Genomic DNA, 26649 nt, shown 5'->3' with positions numbered 1-26649 from the left:
GCTCCCGATTCCTCCCCGGCCTGAAGGCCGGGGCACCCTCGGGAGGTTGCGGTGAATCCCGTGAACGCCGAGCGTCGGTCGTCGGCGGGCACCCTGTCCGGGCCGGCGTCGCGCAAGCTTCCCGTGCCCCCACGCGAGCGCAAACCAGCCCTCGCCGCCCTCGCCGTCCTCCTCATCCTGGGCGGCGCCCTCGCCACCACCCTGCTCGTGTTGCGCAGCGGCGACCGCGTCTCGGCGATCGCCGTCTCCCAGCAGATCGGTGCGGGCCAGCAGTTCACCGAGGCGATGCTCAAGGAGGTCCAGATCGCCGACACCGGCATCGGCTACGTGGCCTGGTCCCAGCGCGCCCGCGTCGCGGAGAACTTCGCCCGCGTCACCCTCATCCCCGGAACGCTCCTGACCCGCGAGATGGTGGTCTCCGCCAGCAGGGAACTGGGCCCCGGCAAGGCCCAGGTCGGTCTCGCCCTCAAACCCGGACAGTCACCGGGCACCCTGGAGCGCGGAGACCGGGTCCAGGTCGTCTACGTGCCGAGCAGGGGCGGCGGCGCCGGCCAGGAGCGGCGGGTGCTGGCGCAGAGCGCACTGGTCCACCAGATCGGCACGCCCGGCAGGAGCGGCGCGAACGGCCTGGTCACCATCATCGTGGACAGTTCCATCTCGCCGGAGGTCGTCGCGTACGCCTCCACCGGTGAGATCGCGCTCGCCGAGCTGCCGGGAGCGCGCTGACGTGGCGCTCATCGTGCTGGCCGCGGACAAGGGCGCACCCGGGGTGACCACGGCGGCCACCGCGCTCGGCGCGATCTGGCCGCGTCCGGTGCTGCTCGCCGAGTGCGACCCGGCGGGCGGCGATCTCGCCTACCGCCTGCCCGCGGCCGACGGCGGCGTGCTCAACCCGGCCAGGGGCCTGCTCACCCTGGGGGCCACGGCCCGGCGCGGGCTGCACCCGGAACAGATCCACGAGCACACCCAGAAGATCATCGGTGGTCTGGACATACTGGCGGGACTGACCCACGGCGAGCAGGCGGCCGGGCTGACCTGGCTCTGGGGTCCGCTCGGCCGGGCACTGGCCACGATGCCCGGCGCCGACGTGCTGGCCGACTGCGGACGCCTCGGCGGCCACCCCCAGCTGGCCGAGCTGACCGCGGAGGCCTCGCTGGTGGTGCTGTTCACCAGGGCGAGCCTGGACCACGTCGCCCACCTGCGGGAACGCCTGCAGATCATGCCTCGCGAGCCGCAGGTGGGCGTGGTCGTGATCGCCGACCCCCGGCAGTACCGCACGACGATCGAGGAGGTCCGCCGGATCGTCGTGGGCACCGGCAGGAACCTCGCCTTCGTGAGCGGGCTCGCGCACGACCCCAAGGGCGCGGAGCTGCTGCGCGGCCAGTGGGGCGGGCGCCTGGACCGCTCCCTGCTGATCCGCACCGCCCGGGAGCTGGGCGGCCGCCTCGCCGCACAGGTCAGCGCTCCCGAGCCGGTGATGGGCATGCCCGTCGAGCCGTCGAGCGGAGCCAGGCCGTGACCATCGACCACACGCTGGTCAAGCGCTTCCGGCAGGACGTCGGAGACAGGCTGGCCCACCAGCGCCGCCTGGACCAGGCCAGCGGCCTGCAGCCGATGACCGGTGAGGACGAGCGCCAGTTCGCCCGCGCGCTGATCGCCCAGATCCTGGAGGAGTTCGCCCGCGGCGAGATCGGTGTCGGCAGGACCCCGCCCACCGCCGAGGAGGAGGAGGCGCTGGCCGCGGGGATCCACGCGGCCCTGTTCGGCGTCGGCCGCCTCCAACCCCTGCTGGACGACCCCGAGGTCGAGAACATCGACATCAACGGCTGCGACCGGGTGTTCGTCGGCTACGCCGACGGCCAGGAGATCATGCGTGAGCCGGTGGCCGAGTCCGACGAGGAACTGGTCGAGCTGATCCAGATCCTCGCCGCCTACAGCGGCCTGTCCAGCAGGCCGTTCGACACCGCCAACCCCCAGCTCGACCTGCGCCTTCCCGACGGCTCCCGGCTCTCGGCCGTGATGGACGTGACGGTCCGCCCGTCCATCTCCATCCGCCGCTCCCGGCTGGGCAAGGTCTTCCTCAGCGACCTGGTGGGAAACGGCAGCCTCACCCCGGAGCTGGGGCGGTTCCTGGCGGCGGCTGTGGCGGCCAGGAAGAACATCATGATCTCGGGTTCGACCAACGCCGGGAAAACGACACTGCTGCGCGCCCTGGCCAACGAGATCCCGCCTTCCGAGCGGCTCATCACCGTCGAGCGCGCCCTCGAACTCGGCCTCGACCAATTCCCGGAACTCCACCCCAACGTGGTCGCCTTCGAGCAGAGGCTGCCCAACTCCGAGGGCCAGGGCGAGATCACCATGGCGGAACTGGTCCGCCGCTCCCTGCGGATGAACCCGTCCAGGGTGATCGTCGGAGAGGTCCTCGGCGACGAGATCGTCACCATGCTCAACGCGATGACCCAGGGCAACGACGGCTCGCTGTCGACGATTCACGCCAACTCCTCGATGGAGGTCTTCAACCGCATCGCGACCTACGCGCTCCAGGCCACCGAGCGTCTGCCGATCGAGGCCACCCACATGCTCATCGCGGGCGCGATCGACTTCGTGGTGTTCATCGAGAAGCGCAACGACTACGCGGTGGGAGGCAGGCTGCGGCGCTTCGTGTCGAGCGTGCGCGAGGTGGCCGGGGTGGACGGCAGGGTGCTCTCCTCGGAGGTGTTCGCCATGGCGCCCGACGGCCGGGTCGTGCCGCACGCGCCGCTGTCCTGCCTGGAGGAGCTCGCCCACTTCGGCTACGACCCGGGAGGCTGGACATGACCTCCCTGCCTCCGGGCCTGTTCGACCCGCTGGTGATGCTGGCCGGCATCGCGATCGGCGCGGGGCTGTTCCTGCTCGTCGTCGCGCTGTACGGGGTGCGCCCCCGCCCGTCGTCCCCCGGCAGGAAGGCGGGCAGGCGCGAGTTCGTCCGCGCCCTGTCCACCCGTACCGCGGTGGGGGCCATCGTCGGGGTGGTCGTGCTGGTGGTGACCGGGTGGCCGGTCATGGCGGTCGGAGCCGTGCTCCTCGCCCTGGCCTGGCGGGGCCTGTCCGGCGGAGCCGCCGAGGAGCGGACCGCGATGCGCAGGCTGGAGGCCCTGGCCGCCTGGACCGAGTCGCTCCGCGACACCATCGCCGGAGCGGCCGGGCTGGAGCAGGCGATCCCGTCCTCGATCCGGGCGGCGGCCCCCACGCTCCGCCCGCACCTGCGGTCGATGGTCGACCGCCTGCACACCAGGATGGCGCTGCCCGACGCGCTGCGGCGCTTCGCCGACGAGCTCGACGACCCCTCCGCCGACCTGGTCGTGGCCGCCCTCATCCTCAACTCCAAGCTGCGCGGCCCCGGCCTGCGCGACGTGCTCGGCGCGCTGGCCGTCTCCGCCCGCGAGGAGCTCGACATGCGCCGCCGGGTCGAGGCCGAGCGCCGCTCCACCCGGCGGAGCGTGCAGATCGTGGTCGGCACGGCCATCGCCTTCGCCGTCATGCTCGTGGTGTTCAACCCCTCCTACGTCGAGGAGTACGACAACGCGCTCGGCCAGGCCGTGCTCGTGGTGGTCGCCGGGCTGTTCGGCGCGGGGTTCGCCTGGATGCGCCGCCTGGCCCGCTTCGACAAGCCCGCCCGCCTGCTGGGCCTGCCCTCCGGGGGGGAGGTGTCCGATGACTGAGGCACTGCTGGCGGGCTCCGTGCTCGGGATGGGCCTGTTCCTGTTGTTCCGGGCGCTGTTCCCGGCCCGCCCGGGACTGGTGACGCGGCTGCTGGCGCTCGACGCGGCCCGCGAGGGCACCGACGCGCCTCGCGCCCGGCTCATCCTGCCCGACGAGGAGGTCAGCGTCCTGCGGCGCGGCCTGGGGGAGCGGATGGCCCGCTTCTACGCGGCCAGGGGCTGGGAGGCGCGCTCCGCCAGGGCCGACCTGGCGCTGCTCGGCAGGTCGTTCGAGGGTTTCCTGGCCACCAAGGTGCTGCTGGCGGTCTCCGGGCTGCTGGCCTTCCCGCTGCTGGTCGGCTGGCTGGTACTGATGGACTGGGGCGTCTCCCTCACCGTCCCGCTCTGGGCGGCGCTCGTGGTCGCCGGGGTCTTCTTCGTCCTGCCGGACCTGCAGGTCAAGCGGGACGCCGCGCGGATGCGCCGCGACTTCCGGCACGTCGTCGGCTCCTTCCTGGACCTCGTCGCGATGAACCTGGCGGGCGGGCGCGGGGTGCCCGAGGCGCTGATGATGGCGGTCTCGGTGGGCAGCCCCGGCCCCGACGAGGAAGGCGCCAACTGGGCGATGTCCCGCATCCGCGAGGCGCTCGGCAACGCCAGGATCGTCGGCATCACCCCCTGGCAGGCCCTCGGCCAGCTCGGTGACGAGATCAACGTGGACGAGCTGCGCGACCTGTCCGCGGCGCTCGGCCTGGTCGCCGACGACGGCGCCAAGGTCCGCTCGTCCCTCACCGCCCGTGCCGCGACCATGCGCCGCCGCGAGCTGGCCGAGATCGAGGGGCAGGCGGGCGAGCGTTCCCAGTCGATGCTCGTCGCCCAGCTGCTGCTCTGCGCGGGTTTCGTGATCTTTCTAAGTTTTCCGGCCGCTATGAAGATGTTGGGGTCCTGACCATGCTGAGCCATCCGTGGATCACTTACGCGACCGCCGTTCTGAGCGTCCGGATCGAAAGGGCGCGCAACGCCCCCACCAGGGGGGCCTCCGCCGTCGAATGGGTCATCATCACGGCCATCATCGCCGGGGTGGCGCTCGGCCTCGCCACGCTCATCAAGACCCTCGTCGAGGGGAAGCAGGCGGAGATCTCCAGTCAGTTCGGCGGCGGAGGCGGCGGGGGCGGGGGCGGCGACCTTGGAGACCCGTGACCGTGAGCGGGGCCGCCCCGGGAGCGGGGGGGCCAGGCCAGGCCGGGACGGCGGCCGGGGTGACGAACGCGGCGCCACGGGGCACGGTGCGCGTCCGGCCGCGCGCCGACGAGGCCGGGCCGGTGGCCGGGGCGGTGAGCGCGGCGCCACCGTGATCGAGTTGGCGATCATCATGCCGGTGGTGCTGGTCGTCATCCTGCTCATCGTGCAGTCCGCCCTCTGGTTCCACGGACGCCAGATCGCCGACGCCGCGGCCAGGGAGGGGGCGCGGCTGGCCCGGGTCGACACCGAGTCCTGGCAGCAGGACGCCGAGTCCCGCGCCCAGGAGGTGATCCGGACCGTCGGCCCGAAGCTCCTGGAGGGCGCCACGGTCACCGCCTGGGCGGAGGGCGACCAGCGGGGTGTCGAGGTGACCGCCTCGGCGGTCCAGGTCGTCCCGCTGCTGCCCTCCACCACGTTCACGGTCACCGCGCGCTTCGGCGGTCCCGTCGAGTGTTTCCGGCCCGACGACGGAAGCGAAGGATGCCAGTTAGCCGACTGATCCCCGCGATGGGGAACGATCGAGGGTCGCTCAGCGCCGAGACGGTGCTGCTGGCCCCGGTCTTCCTGCTCTTCCTGCTGTTCCTGGTCGGCGCGGGAAGGGTGGTGGAGGCCCAGGGCGAGGTCAACGGCGCCGCCAGGGACGCGGCCAGGGCCGCCTCCGTCGAGCGCACGTTGGCCGATGCCGAGGACGCCGCGGCCGAGGTGGCCCGTGCCGCGCTGTCCGGCGAGTGCGAGCCCGAGGTCAGCCTGGCCGGCACGGACTGGAAGGAGGGCGGCCGGGTCCACGCCCAGGTGACCTGCTCCCTGGATCTGGAGTTCCTCGGCTTCGGCGCCGCCAAGGAGATGAGGGGCGACTCGGTGGTCCCGCTGGAACAGTTCCGGAGGGTGGAGTGAGACTCACGGGCCCGTCCCCGGCACGCCGGGGCCCCGGGCACCTCGGGCGTTCGGCGCGGTCGGCGCGTTCGGGTGGCGGTGGGGGACGCCACGGTGAGCGGGGATCGATGTCGATCTTCACGGTGATCTTCTCGGTGGTGGTGTTCCTGCTGGCCGGGCTGCTCGTGGACGGCGGGGCCGCCATCAACGCCCGGCTGCGGGCCGCCGACATCGCCGAGCAGGCCGCCAGGGCCGCCGCGGACCAGATCGACGTCGAGCACCTGCGCGCCACCGGCCAGGCCCGGCTGCTGGGAGAGGGGGAGGTCTGCGCGAAGGCCGAGGAGATCGTCTCCGCGCACGGCGCCGGCGACGTCCGGCTCACCCGGTGCGCGCTCGGTGGCGCCCAGGCCGAGGTCACCGTGAACGTCTCCGTCGGCTGGAAGGCGTTCTTCCTGGCCGCGTTCGGCTTCCCCGGCTCGGACATGGAGGCCCTGGCCGCGGCGGGGCCGGACATCGGGGCAGACCAATTGCCGTGAATCGCTGGCCCACCGGTTGACCGACGACGAATCTGGACGGGGAGGGAGACGAATGCCCACGCGACAGCCCGTGCGTATCAAGGACAGGCGCACACCGGGAGACCTGCTGGCGGGCCTTGGCGCGCTGGCCGTCCTGGTCGCGCTCATCGCGGGGGTCCCCTACGCCCTGTTCCGGCTGGCCGGGCCGCCGCTCCCGCCCGAGCTGCGCGACCTCGACCTGCTGACCAGCCAGGTGGGCACGAGCACGATCGTGGCGATCCTCGTGCTGCTGGTCTGGCTCGCCTGGCTGCAGATGGTGGTCTGCGTACTGGTCGAGATCTACGCCGGAGTGCGCCGGGTGGGGATGCCGGCCCGGGTGCCGTTCTCCGGGGGCACCCAGATGTTCGCCAACCGGCTGGTCTCGGCGGCCATGCTGCTGTTCACCGTCTCGGCGGTGGCCCTGCCGATCGCGAAGCTGACCAGCCTGCCACCCGCGACCTCCTCGGCCATCGTCTCGACCGGGCTGTCGGCGGCGTCGGCCGCGGCGGACGCCGAGCGGGTGGAGTTGGCGCCGGTGCAGAAGGCCAAGAAGGTCTACGTGGTGCAGCCGCCGCACGGCCGTCACCACGAGAGCCTGTGGGAGATCGCGGAGAAGTGCCTCGGTGACGGGCGGCGGTATCCGGAGATCTACCGGCTCAACCAGCACAGGGAGCAGCCGGACGGCAGCCGCCTGCGGATGGCCGACCTGATCAGGCCCGGCTGGGTGCTGGACATGCCGGACGACGCGCGCAACGTGCACATCGTCCCGGCGTCCCAGCCGCGCGACGACACCCTCAAGGACCACCCCGGCAAGCCCGCCGAGCTGGACGGCCGTACCCAGACCTTCACTCCGGGCGGTGCGGACCTCCCGGCGGAGCCCGCACCCGAGATCTCCACTCCCGGCGAGGGTGCGGACCAGGCGCGGGAGAGCGGGCGCCACGACACGGCCGAGCGCCGTCCCGACGCCGCCGAGCGCGGCGCCTCGCACGACCCGCGCCAGGTGCCCGTCCCCAGGGCGACCGCCGAGCGCGGTCCGGACACGGCGGCCACCACGGCGGCCACCACCGCGCCCGGCACCAACGCGCCCGAGCGGCGGAATTCCGGTGCGGCGGACCCGGGAGCGGCGGTGGCGGGGCCCGCGGAGAACGGGCAGAACACCGGGCTGGAGATGCTCGACTATCTGGCCGGGGCCTCGCTGGCCGCGGCCGGGCTGCTGCTGGCGCTCGGCCGTAAGCGCAGGCGGCAGCTCTGGCACCGGGCGTTCGGGCGCCGGATCACCCGGCCGAGGGACGACGCCGCCCAGGCCGAGCTGGCGCTCAGGCTCGGCGCGGACGCGCCGGGCAGCCGGATGCTCGACGTCGGGCTCCGGCTGCTGGGCAGGTCCCTCGCCGCCCAGAACCGCGTCCCGCCCACGGTCTACGCGGCCCACCTGTCGCCGCGGACCCTCGACCTGTGGATCCACCCGCCGGACCCCGACGCGCCCGCGCCCTGGAGTGCCCATGACGGAGGCCAGGTCTGGCGGCTTCCCGCGCACGAGGGCCGGATGCTCGACGAGCAGGCACTCGCCGACGCGCCCGCGCCGTACCCGGGGCTGGTCTCGCTCGGTTCCAGCGGTGAGGGCAGGGTGCTCGTCGACCTGGAGGCCGCCCACGGTCCGATCAGCATCGGGGGCGCCCAGGCCACCGCGGCTCTGGCGGCGCTCGCCGTGGAGCTGGCGACCAACCGCTGGTCGGACCGGATGCGCGTCACGCTGGTCGGCTTCGGCGAGGAACTGACCGTGATCGCCCCCGACCGGATCAGGTACGTGGGCGGCCTGGCGGAGATCCTGCCCGAGCTGGAGGCGTCGGGCAAAGGCGGCGGTAACCGAGGTGAGGTGCTCACCGGCAGGATCCACGGACGCGCCGCCGACCCGGTCTGCACCCCGCACTACCTGCTGTCCGCGATCGCCCCCACCGAGGAGGAAGGCCGCCGCCTGGCGCTGCTCGCCAGGAAGGGCGTCAGGACCGCCGCCGGGTACGTCATCGCGGGTGACGTGCCGCACGCCACCTGGAACTGGACGATCACCGAGGAGGGCCGCGCCAGGGTGGACGCGCTCGGGTTCGACGTGGCCGCGCAACTGCTGCCACGGCGGCAGTACCGGGCACTGATCGATCTGTTCCTGGCGACCGAGCGGCTGGAGGGCGAGCCGCTCGCCGACGAGCCGGAACCGGTCACCGGGACACCCTCGGTCGAGGTGCGGATCCTCGGCCCCGCCGAGGTCGTCGGCCCCTCGCCGATGGAGGAGGGGCGAGCCGTGATCGCGGTCGAGCTCGTCGTCTACCTGGCGACGCACCCCGGCGGCGTCCACCCCGTAGTGCTCGGCGGCATCCTCTGGCCACGTGGCGTGCAGGCGGTCGTCAGAGACGCCACGATCGCCAGGGTCGTCGCGTGGCTGGGCACCGACAGCCAGGGGCGGCCCAACCTCTACGCCGACACCTCGGGGCGCCTGCGGCTCGGCCCCGAGGTGCGCACCGACTGGATGCTCTTCCGCGACCTCGTCCGGCGGTCGCACGCCAACCCCGGCGGGCATCCCGAGCTCCTCGACCGGGCACTGGGCCTGGTACGGGGTCCGCTGCTGAACGACCGCCCGCGTGGTCGCTACGCCTGGCTGGCGGCCGACGACCTGGAGTACAACGTGGCCGCGGGCGTCGCGGACGCCGCGCACCGGCTCTGCGAGGTACGGCTGGCCCGTGGTGAGACCGACCAGGCGGTGGCGGCGGTGCGGGCCGGGCTGCTGCTGGCCGCCGACGACGAGGGGCTCTGGCGCGACCTGCTGCGGGCCACGCATCTCACCGACGACCCCGTCCGTCTGCGTGCCGTGGCCGACGCCCTGCACCGGCGGGCCGCCTCCCACCCCTACGGCGGCGGGATGGCGCCGGAGACCGAGGCCCTCATCGACGAGCTGCTGCCCGCGTGGCGGATGCGCTCGGCTCCGACGGCATGACGGGCCCGGCGGGTCCGGTCCGCGCGTCGGAGGTCACGCGGGGGCGTGGCACGGTGGGCCGCCGGGTACGGGGCGAGGGCGGCGGGGGAGCCATGCCGAATCGTGCATATCGGTGGTTCCGGGCGGCGGGCGCCCCTAGCGTGATCGGTGTGCGTGTGGTGATCGCGCTGGTCATGCTCCTGACGGCGGCCTGTACCCCGTCGGAGGCTCAGCCGTTCACTCCCGTCGATCTTTCGGACACCTCTCCCGCCGAGACCTCCTCGCGAGCTCCCGCGGGGTCCTCCCCGCAGGACCCGGCACGGCCGGCCGCGCCGCGAGAGGAGACGGTCGAGGTCGCGCCGGGAGTGCGGGTGGTGGTCGAGTGGCCCGCCGCGCCCGACGCCGACACGACCACGATGATCGAGGTTCTCCGCGACTACTTCGCCGGAGCCTTCCGGGCGGTCGTGAGCGGGGGCCGTGACACCGGCTACCTCGACGTGGTCGAGTACGACGCGGTCGACGACGCGTCCTTGTGGGTGGGGGTGTTTCTCGACGAGCGCAGGTCGGTGCGGGGGACCGCCCGGCTGTACGCCCTGAACGTCAGCGCGGTCAGCGGCTCGGGCGACGACCGGGGGGCGCAGCTGGACGTCTGCGTCGACGAGTCGAAGATGCGCCTTCTCGACTCCTCCACCGGCAAGCCCGTCACCAGGCAGCCCGACTGGACCAGGAAGCCCTTCCTGCAGTCCGCCGTGATGGGGCGGGCCGCCGACGGGGGCTGGCGTATCAGGCTCTTCCGCCACGCGAAACTCCCCGACGAGCGCGCGAAGGGCTGCCTCAGATGACTCTCTGCCCGCTGCCGGGACCCGGTCCCCACACCGGAGGTGTTCGATGATCGGAAAAGTGATCCTCGCGGGGGCGCTGCTGTTCGCCCCCTCGGTGTCGTCCGCCCCGCCCGACACCGGGGGAGTGACCGGCGAGGCCCATCAACGCGGCCGCGAGGCCGGGGTCACCCTCAAGGACTCCCGGATCGTCGTCACGGGCACCGGGCTCAGCGGGAAGAGCGACGGATATCGGATCAAGCGCCCCTGCTGGTACGAGCCCCGGGGCAACGCCGCCGACATGCTGGACTCGCAGCGAGACGCCCTTCCCGACGCACTCCCCGGGCAGGAGTGGGAGAGGCGGAAGGAGGCGCTGGAGCCGTTCGAGGCCCGGATCGGCCAGGAGGGCACCTGGTGGCAGCGCGCCTACAACTCCGCCGACCCGAACGGGCTGGCGTGCGTGGCCGCGCTGGGCGAGCCCTACGTGTTCGCCCCCCCGAACACCACGCCGCCCGCCGGGATCACCATCGCCGAGCTGGTCGAGATCGCCCGCGCCGCGCTGACCGTGCCCGAACCGAAGATCGAGCTCAACCCGGACGCCAGGAGCTACGTCAACCTGCCGACCTGGGTCTGGCTGAGCGGCATCGGCGAGACCACCAGGTCCGTGACGGCGACGCTGCCCGGGGTGATGAGCGCCACCGTGACCGCCACCCTCGAGGACATCCGGATCGACGCGGGCACCACCGCCGACCGGGCGGAGGTCAAGGAGGAGTGCGGCCCCGGCGGCAAGCCGTACGCGAAGGGCGCCGCGTTCACCTGCGGCGTGCGCTACCTGCGAGCCTCGGTCGATCAGCCGCGTGACGCCTACGTGCTGACGGTCACCTCGGTCTGGCCCATCGAGATCGAGGACGACGTGGTGCCCTTCGCCTACGACCCGGTGGAGGTCGGGGTCACCCGCGACGTCCCGGTGGGCGAGGTACAGAGCACCGTCAGGAAGACCGGCTGAGGCGGTCACCCGCACCGTCCGGGCCGACCTCGACGCCTTCGACGGCGGGAGGCAGGTGAGGCTGCCTGGCCGGACACCTCCGCTCGCGCTACTCGCCGGCGATCGCCTTCTCATGGGTGAGCAGCCACCGCTTGACCGGCGTGCCGTAGTAGTAGCCGCCGAACCCGCCGGTGGACGGCAGGATGCGATGGCAGGGGACGAACGGCGCGATCAGGTTCTGCGCGCACGCGCCCCCGGCCGCCCTGGCCGCCGTCCTCGGCAGGCCCGCCCGCTCGGCGAGCTCGGCGTAGCTGATCGTGGCGCCAGGCGGGACCTCGCGCAGGGCGGTGAGCAGCCGCTGCCGCGTGGGGGTGCCCGGCTGTTCCAGCGCCACGGAGTCGAGGGCCGCGAGGTCGCCGTCCAGGTAGTCGCGTACGGCACGCGCCGGGTGGCCCAGGTCGGCGGTCAGGGTCAGGCCCTCCGACCGGAGGCCGGGGGAGAGGCGCGCGAACATCTCGTCCGGGGCTTCGGTGAAGCCCGCCGCGACCAGGACGCCCTCGCGGGCGAGTAGGGCCAGCGGACCGATCGGGGTGGTGAGTACCTGTGCTTCTATCATTCGGAACTCCAAAGGTGCAGTGCGGCGTACGCCCGCCATGGACGCCACCGCTCGATGTGGTCTTCCGGGATGCCCAGGCAGGCCATGGCCCGCCGCAGGCCGAGGTCTCCGCCGGGCCAGGCGTCCGGGTCGCGCAGCGCCCGCAACGCGATGTAACCCGAGGTCCACGGCCCGATCCCGGGAACCTCGAGCAGCCCGGCCACCGCCTGGGCGGGTTCCTGTGCCCCGTCCAGGTCGATCTCGCCGTCCGCCACCCTGGCGGCGAGCGCCTTCAGCGTGGCCACCCGCCGCCCGGTCAGGCCCAGCCCGCCCAGATCCGCCTCGTGGAGCTCGGCGGCGGTCGGGAACAGGTGGGTCAGCCCCTCGTCGCCGTCCGTTCCGTGATGCGGGCGCCCGGCCCGGGCGGTGACGCGCCCGAGGATGGTGCGGGCGCCCGCGACGGAGATCTGCTGGCCGATCACGGCGCGGACGGCCACCTCGAAGCCGTCCCACGCGCCGGGCACTCGCAGCCCGGGGCGGGCGGTGACGAGCGGTTCCAGCGAGGTCTCGCCAAGGGCGGCGGAGATGGCCGCGGGGTCCGCGTCGAGGTCGAGGAGGCGGCGGCAGCGGGCGACGATCCTGGCCAGGTGGCTGGTGTCGTCGACGCTCACGTCCAGCCGGACGTGGTCCACCTCGGGGGTGAGGGTGACCGCGCCGCCGGGGACGGCGCGGCGGTAGGACGTGCCGTCCGTATGCTCCAGACCGGGGATCGCCCGCGCGGCCAGGAACCGCATCAGGGTCGCGGCGTCGTACGGCTCCCTGCGGTGCAGCCGCAGGGTCAGCGCGTCGCCCGAGACGTCGGTGCTGCGTCGCGTGGTCGCCCGCAGCTCGCCCGGGGTGAATCCGTAGGTGTCCTTCATGGTCGCGTTGAACTGCCGGACGCTGCCGAAACCCGACGCGAACGCCACGTCGACGATCGGCAGCCCGGTCTCGGTCAGCAGTTGCTTGGCCAGCAGCAGGCGCTTGGTCCTGGCCACGGCCAGCGGCCCCACGCCGATCTCCGTGGTGAACAGCCGGTGCAGGTGCCGCCCGGTGATGTGCAGCCGCCCGGCCAGCCGGGCCATCCCGCCGTCGTCCGCCACGCCCTCGTCGATCAGCCGGAGCGCCCTGCCGACCAGGTCGCCCCGGTGGTCCCAGCCGGGGTCGCCGGGGCTCAGCTCGGGCCGGCACCGCTTGCACGGCCGGAACCCGGCCGCCTCGGCGGAGGCCGCGTGACGGTAGAACCGCACGTTGCGGCTGGCGGGGGTGCGTGCCGGGCAGATCGGCCGGCAGTAGATACGGGTGGAGGTGACCGCCGTGTAGAAGCGCCCGTCGAACCGGGCGTCCCTCGCGGCCACCGCGCGGTAACAGGCGTCGAAGTCGAGCTCTCTCACGGACATGCTGACGACGCTACTCGCAGCCCATCCCGTACGGCTGGCGGGAATCGGACATGGTCGTGGCGGCCGTCGGGGGGAGGGCCGTGTCCCGCTGAGTCGTGCCTCGCGGGCGCGTCACTTGGAGGAGACGCCGACCCCGATCTCGAACTCCCGGTAGACGCGGGCCCAGAATCCGTCGCGCAGCCAGACGCGTGCCTCGGGGTAGGGGCGGAGGGAGTGACCCAGCTCCTTCTCCGCCTCGATGAGCAGCTCGGTGTCGATGACGGTGGGCAGGATCGGCCCCGGGAGCAGGTCGCGGATGTTGTCGCGGCCACGGGTGAGGATCCACTTCTGGGCCACGTGCTCGCCGACCTCCTCGACGCGCGGGCGGCTCGGGCCCAGCTTGGTGACCTGGCCCGCGGGGGTCTTGGGCTTGGCGGTGGCGGCGGTGCGCCCGGCGAAGACCTGGGCGGGGGAGGGGGCGATCGGGGCGGCCGGCACCGGGACCGGTGCGGGGGCCCGGCTGAAGAAGGAGCGCAGGAAGTCGGCACTGATGATCTCGACGGTGTCGGACTCCCAGACCAGGCGCTCGGCCTGGTTGGTGCCGTACGGTGGCTCCACCCCCCACAGGTGGATCCGCACCCCGTAGGCCTGGGCGGCCTCGACGGCGGGGACCATGTCCTCGTCCCCGGCCAGCAGAATGGTGTCGCTCACCGCGTGGTGCCTGGCCAGCGCCTCCAGGTCGCTCCTGATCTGCGCGTCCACGCCCTTCTGCTGGCCTCTCGCGTTGAGGTTGCCCAGGCGGACCTTGACCCAGGGGAGCTGCGCGATGACCCGCTGGTCGACGGTCGGCACCCGGTCGCGGGCGGCGTCGTACCAGTAGATCCTCAGCAGCTCGCCGTGGATCCGCTCCTCCGCGTGCTTCTGCAACGCCTGGATCAGTTCGTCCGCCGCGACCCGGTACTCCTTGCGCTCCTTGGCACTCAGAAGCACCTCTCCCGCCGCGGCGTACAGGTACCCGACGTCGACCAGGACGGCGTACTTCGCGGCGATGGGGTGTGACGTGAGGTCCAGGATGGTCATGTCGTCCTCCAGGCCTCGGAACTAGCTGATCGGCTGACTATATGCGCCCATTTCTTAGATGGTCCCAACTCTCGTGCAAGTTGACACCCCGTTCTGAGGATCTATCTCGGCAGTGCGCTCGATCTCCATGCGCCTTGTCCGGTAGGAAGATGTTTTCGCATGCGATGTGAGTGATTGCTCCAGGATTTTGGCGTCTGCAGGGCTTTCGGGCTCGAAGTCGCGGCCGCGGTATGCACGGAGAGAGCGATCACCACCGCGGCGATCTCCTCGGGGGTCGCATCCCCTTTAATGATCTTCAGGTGTCTCACAGCGGGATGTTCCCATGCTTCTTCGGCGGCAGGGCCGCGCGCTTGTTGCGCAGGGTCCTGAGCGCCTTGACGATCTGGACTCGGGTGGCGGAGGGACGGATCACCGCGTCCACATACCCACGTTCGGCCGCGAGATACGGGTTGGCGAGCGTGTCCTCGTATTCGGCGATGAACCGGGCCCGCTGGGCGTCCGGATCGGCGGCCGAGGCGAGCTCGCGCCGGTAGAGGACGTTGACCGCGCCCTGCGCTCCCATCACCGCGATCTGCGCGGTCGGCCAGGCCAGGTTGATGTCGGCGCCCAGGTGTTTGGAACCCATGACGTCGTAGGCTCCACCGTACGCCTTGCGGGTGATGACCGTGACCAGCGGCACCGTCGCCTCGGCGTAGGCGTAGAGCAGCTTGGCGCCGCGGCGGATGATCCCGTTCCATTCCTGGTCGGTGCCGGGAAGGAATCCGGGGACATCGACAAATGTCAGTACCGGAATGTTAAAGGCATCGCATGTACGTACGAATCTCGCGGCCTTCTCCGAGGCCGCGATGTCCAGCGTGCCCGCGAAACTCATCGGCTGGTTGGCGACGATCCCCACGGAGCGCCCTTCGACCCGGCCGAAACCCACCAGGATGTTCGGCGCGAACTGCGCGTGCACTTCAAGGAATTCGCCGTCGTCCAGGACGTGTTCGAGAACCTTGTGCATGTCGTAGGGCTGGTTCGCCGAGTCGGGGATCAGCGTGTCGAGCTCCCGGTCGGAGTCGGTGGTCTCCAGCACCACCTCGGTGTCGAACACCGGGGTCTCGTCCAGGTTGTTGGACGGCAGGTAGGAGAGCAGTGCCCTGGCGAACTCCAGGCAGTCGGCCTCGTCGGAGGCCTCGTAGTGGGCGACACCCGAGCGGGAGTTGTGCGTGTGCGCGCCGCCGAGCTCCTCGAACGTCACCTCCTCGCCGGTGACCGTCTTGATCACGTCGGGGCCGGTGATGAACATGTGCGATTTCTCCGACACCATCAGCACGAAGTCGGTGAGGGCCGGCGAGTAGACGGCGCCGCCCGCGCACGGGCCCATGATCAGCGAGATCTGCGGGATCACTCCCGAGGAGTGCACGTTCCGCTTGAAGATCTCGGCGTACAGGCCCAGCGAGACGACACCCTCCTGGATGCGCGCCCCGCCGGAGTCGTTGATGCCGATCACCGGGCAGCCGGTCTTCAGCGCGTGGTCCATGACCTTGACGATCTTCTCTCCGAAGACCTCGCCCAGGGAACCGCCGAAGACCGTGAAGTCCTGGGAGAACACCGCCACGGGGCGGTCGTCGACGGTGCCGTATCCGGTCACCACCCCGTCGCCGTACGGACGCTCGCGCTCCATGCCGAAGCTCGTGGACCGGTGCCTGGCCAGTTCGTCGAACTCCACGAAGCTGCCCTCGTCCAGGAAGGCGAGGACCCGCTCCCTGGCGGTCATCTTGCCCTTCGCGTGCTGTTTCTCGATGGCGCGCGCGGAACCCGCGTGGGCGGCCTCGTCCAGACGGCGTTCCAGATCGGCCAGTTTGCCGGCCGTCGTACGGACATCGGGTTCGGCGGCTGTGGTCTCGGCGCTCAGAGGCTCGCTCATGCCAGCAGGGTAAACCGCCCTCTGGCAGTGCGAACTATCGGGGGCGACCGTTCGTTTTCCGGGTGAGTCGGCTGATCGCCGGAGCCGTGACCCTGGAAGGGGGGAACATGCCGGACGCCATCGAGGCGGTGCGAACGCAGGGGCTGTTCAAGAGATTCGGGCAGCAGGTGGCCGTGGGAGGCGTCGACCTCGTGGTGCCCAGCGGCAGTTTCGCCGGACTGGTCGGTCCCAACGGGGCGGGAAAGACCACCACGCTCAGCATGGTCACCGGCCTGCTGCGTCCCGACGGGGGCTCGATCCACATCGGTGGTGTCGACGTCTGGCGCGACCAGGTCGCGGTCAAGAGCCGCATCGGCGTGCTCCCCGAGGGGCTGCGCCTGTTCGAGCGGCTCTCCGGCAGGGAGTTGCTGTCCTACAACGGCCAGCTCCGAGGCATCCCCAGGGCCGAGGTGGAGCAGCGGGCCGACGGGCTGCTGAAGGTCATGGGCCTGACCGAGGCGGCGGACAAGCTCGTCGTGGACTACTCGACGGGTATGCGCAAGAAGATCGGCCTGGCCGCCGCGCTGCTGCACAACCCCGGTGTGCTCTTTCTCGACGAGCCGTTCGAGGGCGTCGACCCGGTCAGTGCCAACACGCTCGTCGAGGTGCTCAGGCGCTACACCGACTCCGGCTCGACCGTCGTCTTCTCCAGCCACGTCATGGAGCTCGTCGAGCGCCTGTGCGACTGGGTCTCGGTGATGGACGGCGGGCGGATCGTCGCCCAGGGGCCGCTGGACGAGGTCAGGGCGGGCCGCAGCCTCAACGAGGCGTTCCTGGGGCTGGTCGGCGCCCGGGGTGACGGCGCGAGCGGGCAGGAGGGCCTGTCATGGCTGGGCGCGACCCCGGCATGAGCGCGCCGGACCGGCGAGGAGCCGCGACAGGAGCCGTGCCCGGGACCGTGCGGGTGGGGCCCTCGGTGTTCGTACGGCTCAAGCTCCGGCTCGTCGCCGGCAACCTGCGCGGCAGCGTCCAGCACCTGCTGGGGTTCGTCTTCACGGTGATCGCCGCGATCGTCTTCGCCGCCCTGGGCTTCTTCGCCATGACCACGCTGCGCCTCGCGTCCGCCGAGGTCGCGGGCGACGTCGTCACCGTACTGTTCACCGTCTTCCTGGTGGGCTGGGCGGTCGTGCCGCTGCTCGCGTTCGGGCTGGACGACACGCTCGACCCGTCGCGGCTGGCGCTCTTCCCGCTGCGGACCGGCCTGCTCGCCACCGGCATGTTCGCCGCCTCGATCACCGGTGTCTGGCCGATCGCCACGCTGGTCGTCATGATCGGGGCGGTGGCCGGCCTGGCGGGCGGGGCAGGCGGGGTGCTCCTGGGCACGGTGGCGGTGCTGCTCCACTTCGCGCTCTGTGTCGTCCTCTCCCGGCTGGTCACCACGGCGCTCTCCGGCGTGCTGCGCACCCGCAGGGGCCGCGACGTGCTGGCCGTCTCGGTGATCTTCGTCGTGCTGGGGGCGCAGCTGCCCAACCTGCTGCTCAACGGCGGCCTGTCGGCCGACCCGGGGGCGATGCTGCGCGGTGTCGCCTCGGTGCTGCGCTGGACCCCGTCGGGTATGGCGGCGCACGCCGTCGCCGACGGAGGAGCGGCGGCCCTCCTGGCGATCGTCGTGCTCGCCGCCCTGGTCGCCGGGGTGGGGTGGCTGTGGATCGCGGCGCTGCGCCGCGCCCTGGTCTCCCCTGACGCCTCCACCCAGAGCTCCTCGGTGCGCAACTCCCGGGGCCTGCTGGCCGGGGTCCTGCCCGACGGCCCGCTCGCCGCGGTGGTGGGCAAGGAGCTCAGGTACGCCCGCCGCGATCCGCGGGGCAGGGTCGGCTGGTTCGCCGCCGTCGCGGTCGCGGGCATCATGGCCTTCTCGCTGAACGGGGAGGGCGGTCCGACCGGGGTCGCCCTGGCGGTCGCTCCCGCCTGCATCGGGGCGGCGCTGATCAGCATGCAGTGGTGCAACGCCTTCGGCATCGACGGCCGCTCGCTGTGGATGAACGCCGTCGCCTACGGCACCGACCGCGACTGGCGCACGGACATCGCGGGGCGGCACCTGGCCGTGGCGACGATCGGCGTGCCGTTGCTGCTGGTGCTCTCCCTGGTCGCGGCCCTGCTCGCCGGGTCCGCCGAGGGCATCGTCTGGGCGGTCCCGGCCACCCTGACCGCCTGGGGCGTCCTCGGGGTCGGGCTCGGGGTGGGCGCGCTGACCAGCGTGCAGATGCCCTACACCGTGCCGGAACGCCTGAACGCCTTCACGGGTGCGGCTCCGGGGCAGGGCGGCATCGCCTTCGTCGCCTCGTTCGGCGCGCTGATCGGCACCGGCCTGCTCTCGCTGCCGATCGTCCTGCCGGTGCTGCTCGGCCTCACCTGGGTCTCCGCGCTGGCGGTGCCGTACGGGCTGCTGCTCTCCGCAGGCGGCCGGAGGATCGCGGGTAAGGCCGCTTTCGCCAGGTATCCAGCGCTGTTGCAGGCGACCTCCAGGGCCACCTGAATGGTCTAGTCCAATGGGTGAGACCGGTCTCCGCCGGAGAAAACGGACTGGGTACGCTGACAAACATGCCAGCCACCGTGTCTCATCAGGTAGAGCGCTCCTCCGCTGTCACCGAGATGCCCGACGAGCTGCGCGCGGACGTGCGACTGCTCGGTGAGCTTCTGGGGCAGGTCATCGCCGAGCATGGTGGCGATGACCTGCTCGCCGACGTCGAACGGCTGCGCAAGGCGGTCATCGGCGCCCGCCGCGGGCAGGTGTCGGTCGACGAGATCACCGCGATGGTGGCCGAGTGGCCCGTCGATCGCGCGGTACAGATCGCCCGCGCGTTCACGTGCTACTTCCACCTGGCGAATCTGGCCGAGGAGCACTTCAGAATCCGCACGCTCAGGGTCCGCGACACCGGCGAGGAGCCGCTGCCCGAGTCCCTGGCCCAGGCGGTCCAGGAACTCGGCGGCGAGAAGGTCGCCGGCCTGGTCGAGGGGTTGCGCCTGCACCCGGTGCTGACCGCGCACCCCACCGAGGCCCGCAGGCGTGCCGTGGTCACCGCGATCCAGCGCATCAGCGGCCAGCTCGCCCTGTACAACAGCCCGGAGCGGGGGGCCGCCGAGCGGGCGGAGACCCGCCGGCGGCTGCTGGAGGAGATCGACCTGCTCTGGCGGACCGCCCAGCTCAGGTCCACCAAGCTCGACCCGCGAGACGAGGTCCGCACCGCCATGGCGGCCTTCGACGAGACCCTCTTCCGGGTGGTCCCGCAGGTCTACCGCGCCCTGGACGCCGCGCTCGGCGGGGGCGGCGGCACCGAGAGGCCCCGGGCCCGCGCCTTCATCAGGTACGGCAGCTGGATCGGCGGCGACCGCGACGGCAACCCGAACGTCACGGCCAAGGTGACCAGGGACGCCGTGCTCATCCAGGCCGAGCACGTGCTGATCGCCCTGGAGACCGCCACCGGCCGGATCGGCCGCTCGCTGACCCTCGCCGCCGGCTACGCCCCCGCCTCGCCCGAGCTGCGGGCCGCGCTGTCCGCCGCGGTGAACGACCACCCCGAACTGGTCTCGGAGATGGCCACCCGTTCCCCGCAGGAGCCGCACCGGCAGTGGCTGATGTTCGTCGCCGCCCGCATCGCGGCCACCAGGCAGCGCGGGCTCGACCTGGCCTACCGCTCGCCCGAGGAACTCCTGGGCGATCTGCGAATCGCCCAGGAGTCGCTGGTCGCGGCCGGGGCGAGGAGGCAGGCGTACGGGGAACTGCAGCACCTCGTCTGGCAGGTGGAGACGTTCGGCTTCCACCTGGCCGAGCTGGAGGTCCGCCAGCACTCGCAGGTCCACGCCGCCGCGCTGGAGGAGATCGCCGCCGGGCGTACCTCCGAGCGGACCGAGGAGGTCCTGGCCACGATCCGCACGATCGCCTGGATCCAGGAGCGGTTCGGGGTGGCCGCCTGCTCCCGCTACGTCGTCTCCTTCACCCGCTCGGCCGACGACATCGCCGCCGTACACGCGCTGGCCGCGCACGCGCTGGGCGAGCGGGCCCCCCGGCTCGACGTGGTCCCGCTCTTCGAGTCCGGCGCCGACCTGGCGGCCGCCCCCACCGTGCTGTCGGGGATGCTGGAGATCCCCGAGGTCCAGGCCAGGCTGGCCGACGACCGGCGCCTGGAGGTCATGCTCGGCTACTCCGACTCCGCCAAGGAACTCGGCCCGGCCGCGGCGACGCTGAAGCTGTACGAGGCCCAGGAGGCGCTGGCCGCCTGGTCGGCCGAGCACGACGTGCCGCTGACGCTCTTCCACGGCCGGGGCGGCGCCCTGGGCCGGGGCGGCGGCCCCGCCAACCGGGCGGTGCTCGCACAGGCCCCGGGGTCGGTGGGCGGCAGGTTCAAGGTCACCGAGCAGGGCGAGGTCATCTTCGCCCGCTACGGCCACGACGCCATCGCCCGCCGTCACATGGAGCAGGTCACCTCCGCGGTGCTGCTCGCCTCCACCCCGTCCATCGAGGCGCGCACGGCCGAGGCCGCGGGACGCTTCCGGGCGGTGGCCGAGCAGGTCGCCTCCGCCTCGGAGAAGGCGTACCGGCTGCTGACCGAGGCGCCCGGCTTCCCGGAGTGGTTCTCCCTGGTCAGCCCGCTGGAGGAGATCGGCTCGCTCCGCCTGGGCTCCCGCCCGGCTCGGCGCGGCCTCGGCGCGCCCCGGTCCCTGGACGACCTGCGGGCCATCCCGTGGGTCTTCGCCTGGGCCCAGACCAGGGTCAACCTGCCCGGCTGGTACGGCCTGGGCAGCGGCCTGGAGGCGGTCATCTCCGAGGCGGGCCTGGGCGAGCTGCGCGCCGCCTACCGGGAGTGGCCGCTGTTCGCCTCGCTGCTGGACAACGTGGAGATGTCGCTGGCCAAGACCGACCGGGACATCGCCGCCCGCTACCTCGCGCTCGGCGCCAGGGACGACTTCGTCGCGCAGGTCCTGACCGAGTACGACCTGACCCGCCGCCTGGTCCTGGAGATCACCGGCCACACCCGGCTGCTGGAGGACCGCAAGGTGCTGTCCCGCGCGGTACAGCTCCGCGACCCGTACGTCGACGCACTCTCCCACCTGCAGCTCCGCGCCCTGTCCACGCTCCGCGCGGACGAGGGGCTGTCGGAGGAGGAGCGCGAGCGCCTGTCCACGCTGCTGCTGCTCTCGGTCAACGGCGTCGCCGCCGGCCTGCAGAACACGGGCTGATCCGCTCGCCACCGCCCGCCGGCCCCCGCACGGGGCCGGCGGGCGGGGCTCACGGGCCGACGCGGTGCGCTCCCGCGTAGAGGTTGAAGCGCTCCTCGCGCAGGAAGCCGACCAGCGTCATCCCGAACTCCCTGGCCAGGTCGACGGCCAGGGAGGAGGGCGCGGAGACCGCGCAGACGACGGGCAGGCCCGCGGTGAGGGCCTTCTGCATGATCTCGTAGCTGGTCCGCCCGCTGACCATGAGCAGGTGCCCGCCCAGCGGCAGCCTCCCGGCCATCATGGCCCAGCCGACCAGCTTGTCCACCGCGTTGTGCCGTCCCACGTCCTCGCGGACCGCGAGCGGCTCGCCTTCCGCGGTGAACAGCCCGGCCGCGTGCAGCCCCCCGGTCTTGCCGAAGACCCCCTGGGCCCGCCTCAGCAGGCCGGGAAGGCCGTACAGGACCTCGGGGGAGACGCGCAACGGGTCATCGGCGGCGGGCAGCGGTGAGCAGCGGTCCCGCAGCGCGTCGAGGCTGGCGGTGCCGCAGACGCCGCACGCGCTCGACGTCATGAAATGCCGGTCGAGCGAGGGCAGATCAGGCAGGGCGTCGCCGTGCAGCCGCACGGTCACCGTGTTGTAGCGGGCCTCGGGCGGCACGTCGTCGTCCGTGCAGTAGGCGATGGACGCCACGTCGGCGGGTGCCGCGACGCCCTCGCCGTACAGGAACCCGGCGGCCAGTTCGAAGTCGTGCCCCGGGGTGCGCATGGTGATCGCGACAGTGCGGCGCCGCTCACCCGCCTGGATCCGGATCTCCAGCGGTTCCTCGGTGGCCAGGTCGTCCCGGCGCTCGTGGAGCGTCCCCGAGCGCATCTGCCCGACCCGTGCCCGCGTGGTGGGTCCCGGCCTCCGCACGGCCTCCACCTCGATACCGTCCCGCGGGTCAAGGTCTCTGCTCATGCGGTCTTTTTCTCTTTCGCTGCCGTCCGAATGCTTTCATCCCCGTTCGGAAAGCCGGGCTTCGCCTGCGCGCCCAGACTTCGTTAATAGTATTCCCTGGTCATTGCCCTAATTCGGTAACAGGGGGTCGTTAGGGGAGGCAAGATGGCTAAGTGCTCGACTCGCCCTTCACTGATCTCGACCGTCCGCCGCTCTCCCAGGCGGCGCTCACCCGCGCGCTGGTCCGCCCCGGCGGCCTCTGGTCCGACATCGCCGTCGTCGCCAGGACCGGATCGACCAACGCCGACCTCGCGCAGGCCGTCCGCGACGGCGCGCGGCAGGGAGCCGTCGTCGTCGCGGAGGCTCAGTTCGCCGGGCGCGGCAGGCTCGGCAGGGCCTGGAGCGTCCCGCCGCGCTCCGGCCTGACCTTCTCGGTGCTCCTGCGCCCGGACCCGCCCCCGACCAGGCAGAGCTGGCTGTCCCTGCTCGTCGCCCTCGCGGTCGCGTCGGCCGTGCGGAAGGTCGCCGAGGTCGACGTCCGGCTCAAGTGGCCCAACGACCTGCTGATCGGCGGGCGCAAGGTCGCCGGAGTGCTCGCCGAGCGGGTCGACAACGCGGTGATCGTGGGCGTCGGGCTCAACGTGAGCGTGCGCGCCGAGGAACTGCCGGTGGAGACCGCCACCTCCCTGGCCATTGAGAAGGCCGCCTGCGTCGACCGCGACCCGATCCTGCGGGCGGCGCTGCGGGAGATCGAGCTCCACTACCGGGAGTGGTCGGAGGCGGACGGCGACGCCGAGGCGTGCGGCCTGCGGGCCGCCTATCTCGCGATCAGCGCCACGGTCGGCCAGGAGGTCCGGGTGGAGCTGCCGGGCGAGCGGGTGCTCACCGGCACGGCCACCGGCGTCGACGGCGCCGGCCACCTGCTTGTCAGCTCCAAGGGGCAGGAGCACGCGCTCAGCGTGGGAGACGTCGTGCATGTTCGTCCGCACGGCTCATGACGTGGAGCACGAAGGCGTGTCACGATTTGCCCCATGGGTCTACCCGATCACCACATGACGGAGGGGGAGCGGCGCATCCGGTCGTTCCACCCGCACTGGAAGCGCCTCATCGGCCCGTTCCTCGCGTTGATTCTGATCATCGCGGGGTCCGGTGCCGCCATTTTCTTCATGCCCGCCTTCGAATACGACTCCTACGCGCGCATCGCGGTGGCCGTGGTCGCCGTCGGCCTGCTGACCGTGTGGTCGTTCGTGCCGTACCTGAGGTGGAAGAACACCTCGTACGTGCTCACCTCGCACCGGTTCACCATCAGTACTGGGGTGCTGAACAAATCCATAGACGACATCCCGATGGCCAAGGTCAACACGGTCAGCGCCGACCAGACCCTGATGGAGAGGGTCCTCGGCTGCGGCACGCTCGTCGTCGAGTCGGCGGGCGACCACGGCCGGATCACGCTGCGGGACATCCCGCGGATCCAGGACGTGCGGGCCGAGGTGTTCCGCGCGCTCGACGACGCGATCGACGGGGAGCCATCGGAACACGGCGGGCGGTGACCGGCGGTGGGGCGTAACCTTCTGGGCCGGGGTGAAGGCGCGGGTGAAGAGGGGGAGGTCTTCACCGGCCGTCCCACGGCCGAGCAGATCGAGCACCTGTTCGTCGGCACCTCTCCCCGCTACACCCGGATCCAGGTGGCCAGCCTCGCCGAGCTTCCACAGGAGCTCACCGAGCGGATCTGGCGCGCGCTGGGGTTCGCCACGCTCCCCGACGACGAGGTGGCCTTCACCGACGCGGACGTGACGGTGCTCAAGCGGGTCCGGATGATGATGGAGAGCGGCCTGCTGGACGACCGGGCCGTCATCCGGATGGCCAGGGCACTCGGTCAGACCACGGCCAGGCTCGCGCAGTGGCAGGCCGAGATCATGATCGGCGCCATGCTCGACCCCGGCCGGCGTCCCACCGACGAGGACCTGGCGGGGATCATGGAGACCTCGCGCCGGCTGCTCCCCGACTTCGAGCAGGTCCTGATCCACGTCTGGCGGGCCCAGCTCGCCGCCGCGGGGACCCGCCTGCTGACGATCACCGACATCACCGACGAGATCGTGCCGACCCGGCTGACCCTCGCGGTGGGCTTCGCCGACCTGGTGGCCTTCACCCGGGTCGCCCGCGAGCTGGACGAGCGGGGCCTGGCCGAGCTGGTCGAGGGCTTCGAGGCACGGGCCTCCGACGTGGTCGCCGAGCACGGGGGGCGGCTGGTCAAGACACTCGGCGACGAGGTGCTCTTCACGGCGGTCGACCCGCGGACCGTGGCCATGATCGCCCTGGATCTGGTCGGCGTCATCCAGCGGTACGGGCTCGACGTGCGGATCGGGCTGGCGTACGGTCCGGTGCTGCCGATCATGGGCGACGTCTTCGGGACCACGGTCAACCTGGCCGCCAGGCTCACGGCCATCGCCCGCCCCGGCACCGTCGTCGTCGACAGCGAGCTGGCCGAGGCGCTGGAGGGCGCGCCGGGCGTCGAGGTCGGCCGTATCCGGCGGCGGCCCGCCCGAGGTCTGGGGGTGGTGCAGCCGTACGTGTTGCGCCGGGCTGGTAATGATTGAGGCGGGCCTTTCCAAGGCCGTTCGACCAGTAAGCGAGCCCGTACGGCTCGATGAGTTTCACGACAGATGAGGTGCAGGACATGCCGTACACCGTCCAAGGCGTGGTCGCGCGTGGCAAGGGCGAGCCCGTCTCGCTGGAGACCGTTATCGTGCCTGATCCGGGGCCGGGCGAGGCCGTGGTGACGGTACAGGCCTGTGGTGTCTGTCACACGGACCTGCACTACCGCGAGGGCGGCATCAACGACGAATTCCCGTTCCTGCTCGGCCACGAGGCCGCCGGAGTGGTCGAGGCCGTCGGCGAGGGGGTCACGGAGGTGGCACCCGGTGACTTCGTGATCCTGAACTGGCGGGCCGTCTGCGGCAACTGCCGGGCGTGCCTGCGCGGCCGTCCCTGGTACTGCTTCAACACGCACAACGCCACCCAGAAGATGACCCTGGAGGACGGCACGCCGCTCAGCCCCGCCCTGGGCATCGGCGCCTTCATCGAGAAGACCCTGGTCGCGGCCGGGCAGTGCACCAAGGTCGACGCGTCCGCGCCGGCGCAGGTGGCCGGGCTGCTCGGCTGCGGCGTGATGGCGGGCCTGGGCGCGGCGATCAACACCGGCGGGGTGACCCGCGGCGACAGCGTGGCGGTCATCGGGTGCGGCGGCGTCGGCGACGCGGCCATCCTCGGCGCCAGGCTGGCGGGCGCCTCGAAGATCATCGCGGTGGACGTGGACGACCGCAAGCTGGAGTGGGCCAAGGAGTTCGGCGCCACCCACACGGTCAACTCCGGCGCCTCGGACATGGTCGAGGCGGTCAGGGAGCTCACCGGCGGCAACGGTGCCGACGTGGTCATCGAGGCGGTCGGCCGTCCGGAGACCTACAAGCAGGCGTTCTACGCCCGTGACCTGGCCGGGACCGTGGTCCTGGTCGGGGTGCCGACCCCGGAGATGAAGCTGGAGCTGCCGCTGCTCGACGTCTTCGGCCGCGGTGGCGCGCTGAAGTCCTCCTGGTACGGCGACTGCCTGCCCAGCCGTGACTTCCCCATGCTCATCGACCTCTACCTGCAGGGGCGGCTCGACCTCGACCGCTTCGTCTCCGAGACGATCGGCCTCGGCGACGTCGAGGACGCCTTCGCGAAGATGCACCGCGGCGAGGTCCTGCGTTCGGTGGTGGTCCTGTGATCGACAAGGTGGTCACCTCCGGCACCTTCTCGCTGGATGGCGGGACGTGGGAGGTCGACAACAACGTCTGGATCGTCGGTTCGGCCGATGAGGTGGTCGTCATCGACGCCGCGCACGACGCCGCCGCGATCGCCGAGCGGGTCGGTGACCGCGAGGTGAGGGCCATCGTCTGCACCCACGCGCACAACGACCACATCGACGCGGCGGCCGACCTCGCCACGCGGGTGGGCGCGCCGATCCTGCTCCACCCGGCCGACCAGGTGCTGTGGGAGATGGTCTACGCCGACCTGCCGTACACCCCGCTGAAGGACGGTCAGGTGATCTCGGCCGGAGGCGTGGACCTGACCGTGCTGCACACGCCGGGTCACGCTCCGGGCGCGGTCTGCCTGTACGGGGCGGAGATCGGCGCGCTCTTCAGCGGCGACACCCTGTTCCGCGGCGGTCCCGGCGCGACCGGGAGGTCCTTCTCCTCCTTCGACACGATCATCGAGTCGATCAAGGGGAAGCTGCTGACCCTGCCGCCGGAGACGGCCGTGTACACCGGCCATGGCGACTCCACCTCGATCGGCGAGGAGGCCGGGCATCTGGAGGAGTGGCTGGCCAGGGGACACTGACCGGCGAGTCCGCCGCGAACGCG

General features: G+C 72.1%; 27 protein-coding genes. 21 read left to right on the top strand and 6 right to left on the bottom strand.

Features of this window, described 5'->3' with window-relative positions:
• Positions 1-51: 51 nt before the first annotated feature.
• The 13 genes from ACFQVD_RS24405 to ACFQVD_RS24345 all read left to right on the top strand — a co-directional run bounded on the left by ACFQVD_RS24405 (position 52) and on the right by ACFQVD_RS24345 (position 11135).
• Positions 52-726, top strand: coding sequence for a hypothetical protein (locus tag ACFQVD_RS24405; RefSeq protein ID WP_343973880.1), 675 nt, complete (start codon positions 52-54; stop codon positions 724-726).
• Positions 689-1519 (top strand): hypothetical protein, encoded by an 831-nt coding sequence (locus tag ACFQVD_RS24400; RefSeq protein WP_386272120.1) that lies wholly within the window; start codon positions 689-691, stop codon positions 1517-1519. Before ACFQVD_RS24405 ends, ACFQVD_RS24400 begins: the two co-directional genes overlap by 38 nt.
• Positions 1516-2817 carry a CpaF family protein gene (locus ACFQVD_RS24395; RefSeq protein ID WP_343973886.1) on the top strand — a complete coding sequence of 434 codons (1302 nt, stop codon included), beginning with the start codon at positions 1516-1518 and terminating at the stop codon, positions 2815-2817. Before ACFQVD_RS24400 ends, ACFQVD_RS24395 begins: the two co-directional genes overlap by 4 nt.
• Positions 2814-3701, top strand: a complete 888-nt coding sequence (locus tag ACFQVD_RS24390; protein WP_030907642.1) for a type II secretion system F family protein — start codon at positions 2814-2816, stop codon at positions 3699-3701. Before ACFQVD_RS24395 ends, ACFQVD_RS24390 begins: the two co-directional genes overlap by 4 nt.
• Positions 3694-4629: a type II secretion system F family protein gene (locus tag ACFQVD_RS24385; RefSeq protein WP_343973893.1), complete on the top strand. Its 936-nt coding sequence runs from the start codon at positions 3694-3696 to the stop codon at positions 4627-4629. Before ACFQVD_RS24390 ends, ACFQVD_RS24385 begins: the two co-directional genes overlap by 8 nt.
• Before the next feature lie 2 nt (positions 4630-4631).
• The gene (locus tag ACFQVD_RS24380) at positions 4632-4880 is read left to right on the top strand and encodes a Flp family type IVb pilin (RefSeq protein WP_343973896.1); all 249 of its coding nucleotides are present in this window, start codon (positions 4632-4634) and stop codon (positions 4878-4880) included.
• A complete protein-coding gene (locus tag ACFQVD_RS24375) occupies positions 4877-5035 on the top strand; it encodes a hypothetical protein (protein ID WP_364147213.1) in 159 nt (52 codons plus the stop codon). The genes ACFQVD_RS24380 and ACFQVD_RS24375 overlap by 4 nt, the downstream gene beginning before the upstream one ends.
• The gene (locus ACFQVD_RS24370) at positions 5032-5421 is read left to right on the top strand and encodes a TadE/TadG family type IV pilus assembly protein (RefSeq protein ID WP_343982740.1); all 390 of its coding nucleotides are present in this window, start codon (positions 5032-5034) and stop codon (positions 5419-5421) included. The genes ACFQVD_RS24375 and ACFQVD_RS24370 overlap by 4 nt, the downstream gene beginning before the upstream one ends.
• A complete protein-coding gene (locus ACFQVD_RS24365; RefSeq protein ID WP_343982737.1) occupies positions 5403-5816 on the top strand; it encodes a TadE/TadG family type IV pilus assembly protein in 414 nt (137 codons plus the stop codon). Before ACFQVD_RS24370 ends, ACFQVD_RS24365 begins: the two co-directional genes overlap by 19 nt.
• Before the next feature lie 107 nt (positions 5817-5923).
• A complete protein-coding gene (locus tag ACFQVD_RS24360; RefSeq protein WP_343982734.1) occupies positions 5924-6331 on the top strand; it encodes a pilus assembly protein TadG-related protein in 408 nt (135 codons plus the stop codon).
• Between the two features lie 52 nt (positions 6332-6383).
• Entirely contained in the window at positions 6384-9332 is a 2949-nt protein-coding gene (locus ACFQVD_RS24355) for a hypothetical protein (RefSeq protein ID WP_386272113.1), read from the top strand.
• A 149-nt stretch (positions 9333-9481) separates the two neighbouring features.
• The gene (locus ACFQVD_RS24350) at positions 9482-10153 is read left to right on the top strand and encodes a hypothetical protein (protein WP_343981318.1); all 672 of its coding nucleotides are present in this window, start codon (positions 9482-9484) and stop codon (positions 10151-10153) included.
• A 46-nt stretch (positions 10154-10199) separates the two neighbouring features.
• On the top strand, positions 10200-11135 hold the full coding sequence (locus ACFQVD_RS24345) for a hypothetical protein (RefSeq protein WP_343981314.1): 936 nt from the start codon (positions 10200-10202) through the stop codon (positions 11133-11135).
• A gap of 88 nt (positions 11136-11223) precedes the next feature.
• On the opposite strand, the gene ACFQVD_RS24340 is transcribed toward ACFQVD_RS24345, so the two are convergent.
• The 5 genes from ACFQVD_RS24340 to ACFQVD_RS24320 all read right to left on the bottom strand — a co-directional run bounded on the left by ACFQVD_RS24340 (position 11224) and on the right by ACFQVD_RS24320 (position 16116).
• On the bottom strand, positions 11224-11730 hold the full coding sequence (locus ACFQVD_RS24340; protein ID WP_343981311.1) for a methylated-DNA--[protein]-cysteine S-methyltransferase: 507 nt from the start codon (positions 11728-11730) through the stop codon (positions 11224-11226).
• Positions 11727-13148 (bottom strand): AlkA N-terminal domain-containing protein, encoded by a 1422-nt coding sequence (locus ACFQVD_RS24335; protein WP_343981308.1) that lies wholly within the window; start codon positions 13146-13148, stop codon positions 11727-11729. Before ACFQVD_RS24335 ends, ACFQVD_RS24340 begins: the two co-directional genes overlap by 4 nt.
• Positions 13149-13259: 111 nt before the next feature.
• Positions 13260-14207 carry an NYN domain-containing protein gene (locus ACFQVD_RS24330; protein WP_343981305.1) on the bottom strand — a complete coding sequence of 316 codons (948 nt, stop codon included), beginning with the start codon at positions 14205-14207 and terminating at the stop codon, positions 13260-13262.
• Between the two features lie 101 nt (positions 14208-14308).
• On the bottom strand, positions 14309-14515 hold the full coding sequence (locus ACFQVD_RS24325) for an acyl-CoA carboxylase subunit epsilon (RefSeq protein WP_364147223.1): 207 nt from the start codon (positions 14513-14515) through the stop codon (positions 14309-14311).
• Entirely contained in the window at positions 14512-16116 is a 1605-nt protein-coding gene (locus ACFQVD_RS24320; RefSeq protein ID WP_343981302.1) for an acyl-CoA carboxylase subunit beta, read from the bottom strand. Before ACFQVD_RS24320 ends, ACFQVD_RS24325 begins: the two co-directional genes overlap by 4 nt.
• A gap of 107 nt (positions 16117-16223) precedes the next feature.
• Between ACFQVD_RS24320 and ACFQVD_RS24315 the strand changes: the two genes are divergently transcribed.
• The 3 genes from ACFQVD_RS24315 (at position 16224) to ACFQVD_RS24305 (ending at position 21333) form a co-directional block, all read left to right on the top strand.
• Positions 16224-17006 carry an ABC transporter ATP-binding protein gene (locus ACFQVD_RS24315; RefSeq protein WP_364147229.1) on the top strand — a complete coding sequence of 261 codons (783 nt, stop codon included), beginning with the start codon at positions 16224-16226 and terminating at the stop codon, positions 17004-17006.
• A complete protein-coding gene (locus ACFQVD_RS24310) occupies positions 16982-18631 on the top strand; it encodes a hypothetical protein (RefSeq protein ID WP_343981297.1) in 1650 nt (549 codons plus the stop codon). Before ACFQVD_RS24315 ends, ACFQVD_RS24310 begins: the two co-directional genes overlap by 25 nt.
• Before the next feature lie 65 nt (positions 18632-18696).
• Positions 18697-21333: a phosphoenolpyruvate carboxylase gene (locus ACFQVD_RS24305; RefSeq protein ID WP_343981294.1), complete on the top strand. Its 2637-nt coding sequence runs from the start codon at positions 18697-18699 to the stop codon at positions 21331-21333.
• Positions 21334-21382: 49 nt separating this feature from the next.
• Here ACFQVD_RS24305 and fdhD read toward each other — a convergent pair whose 3' ends face one another.
• Positions 21383-22270, bottom strand: a complete 888-nt coding sequence (gene fdhD / locus ACFQVD_RS24300; protein WP_343981291.1) for a formate dehydrogenase accessory sulfurtransferase FdhD — start codon at positions 22268-22270, stop codon at positions 21383-21385.
• A 152-nt stretch (positions 22271-22422) separates the two neighbouring features.
• Between fdhD and ACFQVD_RS24295 the strand changes: the two genes are divergently transcribed.
• The 5 genes from ACFQVD_RS24295 (at position 22423) to ACFQVD_RS24275 (ending at position 26626) form a co-directional block, all read left to right on the top strand.
• On the top strand, positions 22423-23247 hold the full coding sequence (locus ACFQVD_RS24295) for a biotin--[acetyl-CoA-carboxylase] ligase (protein WP_343981288.1): 825 nt from the start codon (positions 22423-22425) through the stop codon (positions 23245-23247).
• Positions 23248-23280: 33 nt separating this feature from the next.
• On the top strand, positions 23281-23799 hold the full coding sequence (locus tag ACFQVD_RS24290) for a PH domain-containing protein (protein WP_343981285.1): 519 nt from the start codon (positions 23281-23283) through the stop codon (positions 23797-23799).
• Between the two features lie 6 nt (positions 23800-23805).
• Positions 23806-24846, top strand: coding sequence for an adenylate/guanylate cyclase domain-containing protein (locus tag ACFQVD_RS24285; protein WP_343981282.1), 1041 nt, complete (start codon positions 23806-23808; stop codon positions 24844-24846).
• 80 nt (positions 24847-24926) lie between these two features.
• The gene (locus tag ACFQVD_RS24280; protein WP_343981279.1) at positions 24927-26012 is read left to right on the top strand and encodes an S-(hydroxymethyl)mycothiol dehydrogenase; all 1086 of its coding nucleotides are present in this window, start codon (positions 24927-24929) and stop codon (positions 26010-26012) included.
• The gene (locus ACFQVD_RS24275; RefSeq protein ID WP_343981276.1) at positions 26009-26626 is read left to right on the top strand and encodes an MBL fold metallo-hydrolase; all 618 of its coding nucleotides are present in this window, start codon (positions 26009-26011) and stop codon (positions 26624-26626) included. Before ACFQVD_RS24280 ends, ACFQVD_RS24275 begins: the two co-directional genes overlap by 4 nt.
• Positions 26627-26649: the final 23 nt, after the last annotated feature.

Source organism: Streptosporangium amethystogenes subsp. fukuiense (assembly GCF_042665875.1).
Lineage (GTDB): Bacteria > Actinomycetota > Actinomycetes > Streptosporangiales > Streptosporangiaceae > Streptosporangium > Streptosporangium fukuiense.
The sequence above is the reverse complement of the archived record's forward strand: the minus strand, read 5'-3'. Positions and strand labels throughout refer to the sequence as shown.